Origin of the sequence: Pseudomonas sp. KK4 (assembly GCF_001984065.1) — a bacterium.
GTDB lineage: Bacteria > Pseudomonadota > Gammaproteobacteria > Pseudomonadales > Pseudomonadaceae > Aquipseudomonas.
On the sequence record NZ_LYVP01000148.1, the window covers coordinates 1 to 10,491 of the forward strand.

10 protein-coding genes are annotated in these 10,491 nt (G+C 60.9%); 9 read left to right on the forward strand and 1 reads right to left on the reverse strand.

What is annotated here, in order from left to right; genetic code table 11:
- The first annotated feature begins 198 nt into the window (after positions 1-198).
- Together B0W55_RS26585 and B0W55_RS26595 are read left to right on the forward strand one after the other, a co-directional pair.
- On the forward strand, positions 199-774 hold the full coding sequence (locus B0W55_RS26585; protein WP_077048892.1) for a chorismate mutase: 576 nt from the start codon (positions 199-201) through the stop codon (positions 772-774).
- 765 nt (positions 775-1,539) lie between these two features.
- On the forward strand, positions 1,540-1,968 hold the full coding sequence (locus tag B0W55_RS26595; RefSeq protein WP_077048899.1) for a nuclear transport factor 2 family protein: 429 nt from the start codon (positions 1,540-1,542) through the stop codon (positions 1,966-1,968).
- Here B0W55_RS26595 and B0W55_RS26600 read toward each other — a convergent pair.
- The gene (locus tag B0W55_RS26600) at positions 1,944-2,918 is read right to left on the reverse strand and encodes a LysR family transcriptional regulator (RefSeq protein WP_077048894.1); all 975 of its coding nucleotides are present in this window, start codon (positions 2,916-2,918) and stop codon (positions 1,944-1,946) included. The two genes, B0W55_RS26595 and B0W55_RS26600, sit on opposite strands and share 25 nt — an antisense overlap.
- A 358-nt stretch (positions 2,919-3,276) precedes the next feature.
- Here B0W55_RS26600 and B0W55_RS26605 point away from each other — a divergent pair, with 358 nt between their 5' ends.
- The 7 genes from B0W55_RS26605 to B0W55_RS26635 all read left to right on the forward strand — a co-directional run bounded on the left by B0W55_RS26605 (position 3,277) and on the right by B0W55_RS26635 (position 10,412).
- Entirely contained in the window at positions 3,277-4,833 is a 1,557-nt protein-coding gene (locus B0W55_RS26605) for an ATP-binding protein (protein WP_083743233.1), read from the forward strand.
- A gap of 146 nt (positions 4,834-4,979) precedes the next feature.
- Complete coding sequence (locus B0W55_RS26610; protein WP_077048895.1) at positions 4,980-5,633, forward strand: response regulator transcription factor; 654 nt, start codon at positions 4,980-4,982, stop codon at positions 5,631-5,633.
- A gap of 98 nt (positions 5,634-5,731) precedes the next feature.
- Positions 5,732-6,106, forward strand: a complete 375-nt coding sequence (locus B0W55_RS26615; protein WP_077048901.1) for a response regulator transcription factor — start codon at positions 5,732-5,734, stop codon at positions 6,104-6,106.
- Positions 6,107-6,327: 221 nt separating this feature from the next.
- Positions 6,328-7,527, forward strand: a complete 1,200-nt coding sequence (locus B0W55_RS26620) for an NAD(P)/FAD-dependent oxidoreductase (RefSeq protein WP_077048896.1) — start codon at positions 6,328-6,330, stop codon at positions 7,525-7,527.
- Positions 7,528-7,564: 37 nt separating this feature from the next.
- Positions 7,565-7,927: a transmembrane sensor/regulator PpyR gene (locus tag B0W55_RS26625; protein WP_371807301.1), complete on the forward strand. Its 363-nt coding sequence runs from the start codon at positions 7,565-7,567 to the stop codon at positions 7,925-7,927.
- 268 nt (positions 7,928-8,195) lie between these two features.
- Entirely contained in the window at positions 8,196-9,650 is a 1,455-nt protein-coding gene (locus B0W55_RS26630) for an ATP-binding protein (protein WP_077048897.1), read from the forward strand.
- Between the two features lie 51 nt (positions 9,651-9,701).
- Positions 9,702-10,412, forward strand: a complete 711-nt coding sequence (locus B0W55_RS26635) for a DJ-1/PfpI family protein (protein WP_077048898.1) — start codon at positions 9,702-9,704, stop codon at positions 10,410-10,412.
- Positions 10,413-10,491: the final 79 nt, after the last annotated feature.

The following is a 10,491-nucleotide window of genomic DNA, read 5'->3' on the forward strand; positions in this document are numbered from 1 at the left end:
TGACACACCGCATTCGCGAGCAAGCCCGCTCCCACCGTTTGACCAAGCCTGTCAGCCATTGTGTGATGCCGCTGCGGGCCTGCGTCCGCTCAATCGACTTGAACCTTGTATCGGCGAAGATACCGTTGAACTATCGTTCATTTGGCTCAGCTGTGTTACATAAAGCCTGAGTGCATCCCATGCCCAAGAGGTTTGTTTATGTTCTGCTGCCTTCGCCTGCCGCCCTTGCTGACCTGCGCGCTTCCGGCTTTTCTGGTGTTTGCCAGTGTCACCCACGCCGCCGCGCCCTCCCCGGCACCCGACGCCCTGCAACCGTTGCTGGCCACGATCAACCAACGCTTGAACATTGCTGATCAAGTGGCGCTGACCAAGTGGGACAGCGGCAAACCGATCCAGGATACCGCCCGGGAAGCTTCGGTGATCGCCAACGCCAGGAAGCAGGCCGTCGAGAACAAACTGGACCCGGATGAAACCGCCGACCTGGTCGCGGCGCAGATCGAAGCCAACAAACTGGTGCAATACGGCTTGATTGCGCAGTGGCAAGCAGCGCACAAGGCGCCTGACGTACCGCGGCCCGATCTCAATCAACTGCGGCCGAAACTCGATGAACTGCAAGCCCTGATGCTGCAGCAATACGCCGCCTTCGTCCCCTATCGCGTCGACCCGCATTGCCCGACCTGGCTGGCCCAGCAACGCTCGGCCCTGATCAAGGATGCCCTGCACGGCCAGGCCCTGATCCGCGCGACCGGGGAATTGTGTGTCGCGGATCAATAACCGCTGAAACCACCACCGCCCTGATCGGCCGGCTTCTTTGTTATCCAAGCCTCACAGACCACCGAATTCCCTGTGGGAGCGGGCTTGCTCGCGAAGAGGCCCGCACAGTCAACATCAATGGCGACTGACACCCCGCTGCGTCTTATCCCATGAAGATCAACGGTGGGAGCGAGCCTGCTCGCGATGGACTTCGGGGCATCGCGGGTATTCAGACAGCCCGCGTCAGCATTGACGTCCATCGCGAGCGAGCTCGCTCCTACAGGGGACGGCCGCCCGGTTTCCAGCCAATCTACTGGCGCATTCGCCGCCCATGAGCAAAACCCAAACCACCACCGCCCTGATCGGGCGGGGTTCTTCGTTGTGCAAGCCTCACAGACGATCGCATTCCCTGTGGGAGCGGGCTTGCTCGCGAAGAGGCCCGCACAGTCACCATCAATGGCGATTGACACCCCGCAGCGTCTTATCCCATGAAGATCAACGGTGGGAGCGAGCCTGCTCGCGATGGACTTCGGGGCATCGCGGGTATTCAGACAGCCTGCGTTAGCGTTGACGTCCATCGCGAGCGAGCTCGCTCCTACAGGGGATGGGGTGTATCCGAAAATATGGGTTGGATGACGGCCGCCATCGCTGGCGGGCCAGCGCCCACCCATGGACGGCCGCCCGGTTTCCAGCCAATCTACTGGCGCATTCGCCGCCCATGAGCAAAACCCAAACCCGGGCCATTGAAAGCACAGGTTGAACAACAACAAAAAACAGGAGTTGACCATGTCTGAACTGCAACTGCATCCCAAGGCCGCCGAGGCATTGAGCCTGTGGCACGCGATGATTCGCACCGGCGATCTCAAGGCCCTGCCCGCCCTGCTCGACCCGCAAGCGGTGTTTCGCTCACCGATGGCGCATACCCCCTACCCTGGCGCGCCAGTGGTGTCGATGATCCTCAACACGGTGTTCAAGGTGTTCGAAGACTTCACCTACCACCGTGAACTGGCGAGCGCCGACGGCTTGAACGTGATTCTCGAGTTCAGCGCCAGGGTTGGCGACAAACAGCTCAAGGGCATCGACATGATCCGCTTCAACGAGCAGGGCAAAATCGTCGACTTCGAAGTGATGGTCCGGCCCCTGAGCGGCCTGCAGGCCCTGGGCGAGGAAATGGGCAAACGTCTGGGCGCTTATCTGGCTGCCAGCAAAGCCTGATTGCTGAGCGGCGCCGGTCGAGACTTGGGCACCACCTGCAACTCGACCGGCTCACACAGAAACGCGCAGCAGCGTGAGCGCAACCAGCGCTGACCAGGATCACTGTGCACGGCCGCCCGCCAGACCATGGACAGCTCTTGCACCGGCAGTGCCAGCGGCACCGGTTCGGCCCTGATCCCCGCCACCGATGACATCGTCTTGGCGACGTAATCCGGCACGATCGCCAGCAGATCGCTTTGCGCCAGCAACCCCGGCAATGCACTGTATTGCGGGACGGTCAGCACGACTTTGCGCTGCCGGCCCAGCAGGCTCAGCGCCTGGTCGGTGTCATCGCTGGCGTTGCCCATGGACGACACCAGGGCATGGGGACGCCGACAGAATTCGTCCAGCGTCAACGCCCCGGGCCGGCCATCGGCGCGCAACAGCATCGGCCGCATCGGTCGCAGGGTTTTGCGCCGGGCATTGGCCGGCAGATCGAGGGTGTGGCTGATGCCCACGGAGATATCGCCGCTGACCAGCCGTTGCGTCATCTGCTGTTGATCGACGCGCCTCACGATCAAGGAGATATGCGGCGCCTCGATCCGCAATTGCCGCAACAGACGCGGCAGCAGCGCGTATTCAACGTCATCCGACAGCCCCACATGAAAGGTCGCCTCGCTGATGCACGGGTCGAACGATTGGCAACGGCTCAATGCGGCGGCAATGCCGTCCAGTGCCGGGACCAGGTTGGCGAAAATCTCCTCGGCCCGTGCGGTCGGCTCCATCGCCCGTCCACAACGGATGAACAGCGGATCGTCGAACAAGACCCGCAAGCGGCCCAACGCTCCGCTGATGGTGGGCTGTCCGAGGAACAGCTTTTCACCGACGCGGCTGACATTACGCTCATGCATCATCGTTTCGAAAACCACCAGCAGATGAATGTCGGCACGACGCAGGTCATTTCTGTTCATGAGGTTCGCTACCCGGCACGCGGCCATTGAGTTCAGGAAGGTGCCGGCACAGGTTACGGCGACGCGCCAGGCACGTCTGTCGTACATGGGGACAGTGCGATCATGCCTAAGGCGACCACACTGATACTTGCGTATAGCGCCACCCCTGCTACAGCGGTCGAGCCTGCGAAGCTGCGTCCGAGGACGCCGCCTCGACCGGCGCCACAAACGAATGCTCCAATATTCAATGGCTTACGCGGCTTGAGCGACGTGCGCGATGGCAGGATATCCGGGTTTTTTGTCCTAACCGAATGAGAACCGTTACTCCTAGGATAGCAATGCGATTCACCGCCCTGCCCGAACAAAAACCGAGGCGTGCATGATCGATTCGAAACCGGAAAAAGCGGCTGACGAGTACACCTTGAAAGGGTCGTTCAGCCATTTGCCGTTCCATTCAGGACAAAGGACGACCCGCCCCGTGATCGCTATCAGCCTCAAACCATTGGAAAACGCACTGGTCTGGCTGATGGGGCTGATCGTGGCCTGCGGGATCATCATCAATACCGAAAGCCGCGCCGACCTTCCCACCGCAACGCTGTGCATTGCCGTGTTGTTGATGGCGATCAACCTGTTTTCCCTCACGGCGGTGATCCTCGTTTCGCTGTTCTGCATGCTGATGCTGACGGCGCTGTTCCTCTATCACGGCGGCCTCGAACGCTGGGACTGGGCCTCGACAACGGATTTCTTCCGCGACTTGAGCCTGTTGGCCGCAATCACACTGCTGGCCCTGCGCGGCAAGAAAATCTGCGATGAGCTGCGCCACCGGGTCATCTACTTTTCCGGTTCACAACAATTGAGCCAGACCGGCTGCCTGGGCTTTCGCAGCGGCTGTGAAGAATTTGGCTGGTCGGAACAATCGGCACGGATATTCGAATACCCGGTGGACGTCAAGCCGACGGTGTCGATGGTCCTTGCGCGCACCCATCCGGCCGACGTGGCACTGGTGCAGGCCGGTTTCGACAAGGCTGCGCGGCATGAGCCGCTGATCGAGATCAGGCATCGACTGTTGATGCCTGACGGGCGCATCAAGCATGTGCACATGACGGCCACGCCGCTATCCCCCCACTTCGGGCACCTCGATTATCTGGGGGCGGTGCGTGACGTGACCGCCAGCAAACTGGCCGAAGAAGCCCTGTGTCGGGCCCAGACCCAGTTGGCTCACGTTTCGCGCGTGACGTCCCTGGGCGAACTGGCGGCGTCCATCGCCCATGAAGTCAACCAACCGCTGGCGGCGATCACCAGCAGCGGCGAAGCCTGCCGCAACTGGCTCGCTCGCCCGCAGCCGGACCTGGATGAAGTAAGCCAGTCCATCGAGCGCATCATCATCAGCTCCAACCGGGCCAGCGAGATCACCCGCCGGGTCAAGGCGCTGTCACGCAAGAGCGACCCGCTGCGCCAGAACGAATCGCTCAACGATATCGTCGGCGAGACCCTGAGCCTGGTGCGCTATGAACTGGTCAGTCACAAGATCACTCCCATCGTCGAGTTGGCTGCGTTCGGTGGCCTGATCAGTGCCGATCGCGTGCAACTGCAGCAAGTGATCATCAACCTGATCATCAACGCATGCCAGGCCATGGATGCGGTGCCGCCCAACGAGCGCTCACTGACCATTCGCACCTGGGTCCAGGACAACGAAGCCGTGCTGGAAGTGGCCGATCACGGCCCGGGCATTCCCTCCGATGTCCTGCCGCATTTGTTCATGCCGTTTTTCACCACCAAGGAAAGTGGCCTGGGCATGGGACTGTCCATTTGTCGCTCGATCATCGATTTCCACGAAGGACGGATCTGGGCAAGCGTGAACGCCCAGGGCAGCTCGTTTTTTTTCGCCCTGCCGATACGTGTAGCCAACGATCCGGGGTACGCCTCGGCCATTTGATACCGGGCCGCCGGACAACCATACCTTCGTATGAATCGACCACCCGCAGGTATGAGTGCCTCGGGCTTTGCATGCACTTAATGTAGCGCCCTTCGCCAGGACAAAAGCGCAGGGCGGTTGCATGTCCAACCCCTTGGGAACAAGCAATGAACGAACAACATCCCCTCAACAAGATCGCCCAGGGCGAATCCATGGTCTACATCGTCGACGACGATGAGCCGCTGCGTGAATCACTGGGCAGCCTGCTGCGCTCCATCGGCCTGCGGGTCGAGCTGTTCGGCTCGGTCGCCGAGTTCATGAAGTACCCGCGCAACGACACCGTCAGTTGCCTGGTGCTGGACGTGAGATTGCAAGGCAGCAGCGGCCTGGACTTTCAAAACGAGTTGAGCGCCGCCGGCATCAACGTGCCGATCGTGTTCATCACCGGGCACGGCGACATCGCGATGACCGTACGGGCGATGAAAGCCGGGGCGGTGGATTTTCTGACCAAACCCTTTCGCGAACAGGACCTGATCGATGCGGTGTGCGCCGCCCATAGCCGGGACAAACAGCGCCGCGAATCCGAACGGCATGCCGATGATCTGCGCGCGCGCCACCAGACCCTGACCGCCCGCGAGCAAACGGTCATGTCGCTGGCCGCATCGGGGCTGATGAACAAGCAGATCGCCGGGGAAATCGGCCTGAGCGAGATCACCGTGAAAATTCACCGAGGCCAGGCCATGCGCAAAATGGGTGCACGTTCATTTGCCGATCTGGTACGCATGGCCGAGGTGATCGGCGCGCAGACCACGGTCAGGTGACTATACCCACGTATACTGTGAAGCCTTTCAGGACGGCGTATCTTGCAATGATGGCGGACAGCCTCTAAGTGCTCTCCGCTAACATGCAGGACACAACCATGCGCAATGACGCGATCATCTCCGTCGTCGATAACGACGAATCCGTTCGAATGGCCCTCGACAGTTTATTGCGCTCCAGCGGCTACAACGTACGCACCTTTGCCGGGGCGCTCGAGTTCCTTCTCTCCGATGGACCAAGAATAACTTCCTGCCTGATTTCCGATATTCAAATGCCGGACATGGATGGCATCCAGATGTATGAAAGACTCGCGGCATTGGGCATCCATATCCCGGTGATCTTTATCACCGGAAACCCCAAGGCACAGCGCCCTCCCAATGAAACGGCCAGGCAACCGCTGGCTTACTTCCCCAAACCTTTCTCCAGTGAACGGTTGATTTTCTTCATCGAGAAAGCCCTGAGCCCATGCAACTGACGGCCCAAGCAAGCACCATTAACACCTTGGTATAAACCGCTAATACTTACTCATACCCAGACTTACCCTATGTAGCAGTGCCAGCGTTCAGCCCCTCGAATAAGATTCGTTCCAGATCAGAAGCGACTTCCATCTGTTATCGGTTGTTTGAATAAGTCGCCACCGGTCAACCCATGCAGTCGCGTTTTTATCGCCCTCGATCGTTCTTCAGGAGCTAAACAATGAAACAGCAGATTTTGATTATTGGTGCAGGCTTCGGTGGTGTCTGGAGCGCGTTGAGCGCTGCCCGTCTGCTGGACCAGCACGATCGCAACGACGTCGAAATCACCGTTCTGGCTCCTCAGGCCGAGCTGCGTATTCGCCCACGTTTCTATGAACCGAACGTGCACAACATGAAGGCCCCCCTCAACGATTTGTTCGACGCCGTGGGCGTGAAATTCGTCCAGGGTTCGGCTGAAACCATCGACGAGAAAAACAAACAGGTCGGCTACAGCAACGTCGCCGGCGTGCAGGGCACACTGAGCTACGACCGCCTGGTCCTGGCCGCCGGCAGCCAGCTGATGCGGCCACCGGTCCAGGGCCTGGAGCACGCGTTCGATGTCGACACCATCGAAGCTGCCACTGAACTGGAAGCCCACATCAATGCACTCAAGGACCAACCGGCCAGCGCCGCCCGCAACACCGTGGTGGTGATCGGTGGCGGTTTCACCGGTATCGAGACAGCGACCGAGATGCCGACACGCCTGCGTGCGGTGCTGGGGGAAAATGCCAACATCCGTGTGGTCGTGATCGAGCGTGGCGCGAAAATCGGTGCGGCCCTGGGCGAAGGCATCAGCCCGTCGATCGTTGAAGCTTCCGAGCACATGGGCCTTGAGTGGATTGTGGGCGCCACCGCGGCCTCGGTCGATGCCGGCGGCGTGACCCTCGCCGATGGCCAGCGCATCGAAGCCAGCACCGTGATCTGGACCGTGGGTTTCCGCGCCAGTCCGCTGACCGAGCAAGTGCAAGGCGCCCGTGATCATCAGGGTCGCCTGCACGTCGACCAGCACCTGAAAGTGCGCGGCCACGCCGATGTGTACGCCACGGGTGACACCGCTTACGCCGCCACCGATGACAAGGGCAACTTCGCCGCCATGTCGTGCCAGCACGCCATCGCCCTGGGTCGCTACGCCGGCAACAACGTCGCCGCCGAACTGTTGGGTGTGGAGCCGATGGTCTACAGCCAACCCAAGTACGTCACCTGCCTGGACCTGGGCAGTTGGGGCGCCGTGTACACCGAAGGCTGGGAGCGCGAGGTCAAACTGGTCAAGCAGGAAGCCAAGGAGCTCAAGTCGCAGATCAACAGCATCTGGATCTACCCACCGGCCGCTGATCGTGCCGCTGCGCTGGCCGCTGCCGACCCATCGATTCCGGTGGCATAACCACCGCGCTTTGCCTGTAGGAGCGAGCTCGCCCGCGATGGTCGTCAACGATGACGCGGGCTCGCTGGTTGAACGCAGCGCCCTTGAGCCCATCGCGAGCAAGCTCGCTCCTGCGGGGGACCGTGTGAAGGTGATCGATATGTATGATTTTTTTGAGCATCCCGCGCGGGTATTGGCGCTGTCCCACACCCTGCTGATCGGGGGGCTGGTCGCCCTGATCGTCGGGGCCATTCTGGCCTATGGCATGGAACAGTCGCTGTCGCTGCCTGCCCTGATAGCCGCGCACGCCATGACGATTCTGGGCCCCACCGCCATCAAGTTGGGCTATGTCATGCGCCTGCTGACCTTCAATCGCCTGCGAAAACACGCGGTCGCTCATCTGCATGGCTTCGCACAGTGATGCACCGTTGATGTTCACCACCGGTCCAGCCCACTCCTTGCTGGCCCGGGATACTTCCCAAGCGCCCGCCACTCGATTTTTTGGCGGGCGTTTTTTCTCGCACCCCAACACCCCGACATCCCGGCCCGCCGCTGGCGCCACAAGACAGGTGCATGGCCCACATCAGTACTGTTCGAACACCCGTAAAAAAATCTCATGAAGAGTTTGCCCGGCCGCCTGACCCACGCCGCGCGAGTTGCCGTTAGATAGAAAAAACCCGGAAAAACAAATGTCTATCATCAAACGCTGCAAACAACTTTTTATTTCGGACGCCATGGCCCTGCTGGCCGCCATAGCGGTCGGCAGCATGATCTTCATCATCAACTCGATACTGGACGTAGAGGTCGCGCCGACGCTGCTCTACATCACCCTGGTCTTCATGTCGGCCAATATCTTTTCCATCCCGGTGTTCCTCACTGTCGCCGCCAGTTGCATCGCTTTTCTGACGTTCAATTTCATCGTTGATGCCGGCTATCGCGATGAAAAACTGATCGCCGGTTTCGTGCGCTGCCTGATCGCGCTGACCACCATCACGCTGCTGGCGCTGCGCAGCAAAAAGTCGTCCGAAAGCCTGCGGCGCAAGGAAGCGTTTTTCATGGGCGCCCAAAAGCTCAGTCGCACCGGCAGCATCGGGTTCATCATCGACAAGGATGAAACGGTGTCGTGGTCAGCCGAATCGGCGCGCATTTTCGAGTACCCCGTGGACCTCACGCCCACAGTCGCCTTGATCAAGGACCGCACGCACCCCGATGACCTGGCCATCTTCGACAGTGTGCTGGAGCGGGCAGCGCGCCAGGAGTGGCACATCGAGGTGGAGCATCGCCTGGTGATGGCCGACGGGCGCATCAAGCATGTGCACATGATCGCCAACCCGCTGTTCAACCATCACGGCCGTGTCGAATATGTCGGCGCCGTGAAGGACGTCACGGCGGCGAGGCAGGCCGAGGAGGCACTGTTTCATTCCCAGGCAAAACTGGCCCATGTCACCCGGGTCACCTCCATGGGCGAACTGGCCGCGTCCATTGCCCATGAAATCAACCAGCCGCTGGCGGCGGTGATCACCAGCGGCGAGTCGTGCAAACGCTGGATCAACCGCCCGGAGCCCGATCTGGAAGAGGCACGCCGGTCACTGGACCGGATCATCCAGAATTCCTGCCGGGCATCGGAGGTCATCGCCTGCATTCGGGCGCTGTCGCGCCAGAGCGATGTGCAGCGCAAGACCGAAGTGTTCGACGACATCGTCAGCGACTCGCTGAACCTGATGCAGCACGAGATTTCCAGCCATCAGGCGCGCCTTTCCCTGGTGGCGGGCGCGCCGGGCGCCTGCGTGAAAGGCGACCGCGTTCAATTGCAGCAGGTGATCATCAATTTGATCATCAACGCCTGCCAGGCCATGGCCAACGTGCATGATCGGGCACGCCTGCTGCGCATCAGCACCTCGGTGCAAGACAACGAAGCGGTACTGGAAGTCGCAGACTCTGGCACCGGTATCGCCCAGGACATCCTGGCCACCCTGTTCGATCCGTTTTTCACCACCAAACACAATGGCCTGGGCATGGGGCTGGCGATCTGCCGTTCCATCATCGAGTTCCACGGCGGCCGTATCTGGGTCACCAGTACGGTGGGGGTCGGCACGCGGTTTGTGTTCGCCATTCCACTGACGACGGCCAGCGACGATCAATAACCTTTATCCAATGGTGTTTCGGTATATGCACTCACGCGAGGAAAGCAAACAGTGTCTATCAGTGAAATGAACCCAAGGTCCGAAGATGCGGCCGCCACAGCGCCAAGCCTGCGCAACGTGGTGTTTCTTGCCTACCCGAAAATGGGCCTGCTGGATCTGAGCGGTGCGCAGACGGTTTTCTATGCCGCGAACATTGCCCTGGTCGAGCGTGGATTGCCTGGCTACGCGGTGCGTACCGTCAGTGTTGAAGGCGGGCCGATTCAGACCGCCGAGGGCCTGGTGGTGGAGACCGAACGCCTGGATCGGCTGGCCGAGACGCCGATCGATACCTTGCTGGTTCCCGGCACCCCGAACATTCGCCAGACCCTGGCCAATGGCGGCCCATTGGTCGACGCAGTACGCACCACCTCGGCGGCGGCCCGGCGCACGGCGTCAGTGTGCAGCGGCACTTTCCTGCTGGCCCGGGCCGGCCTGATCGACGGCCTGCGCGTAGCCACCCATTGGGCGATGGCGGATATGTTCGAACGCATGTTCGCCCAGGTCACCCTCGACCGTGAGGCGATTTTCGTTCAGCAAGGATCGATCTGGACCTCGGCCGGGGTCAGCGCCGGTATCGACCTGGCATTGGCGATGGTCGAGCACGACGCCGGCCGCGACGTGGCCATGCAAGTGGCGCGGCGGCTGGTGGTGTTTTATCGCCGGCCGGACAATCGGGAGCAGTGGGGGGCGTTGATGAACTCGCAGTATTCGGTGAGTGCCTGAAGCTTGCCGTGGTGAGGGAGGCAGTTGTGGTGATGGAGCTGCCGTGGCGAGGGAGCTGCCGTGGCAAGGGAGCTTGCTG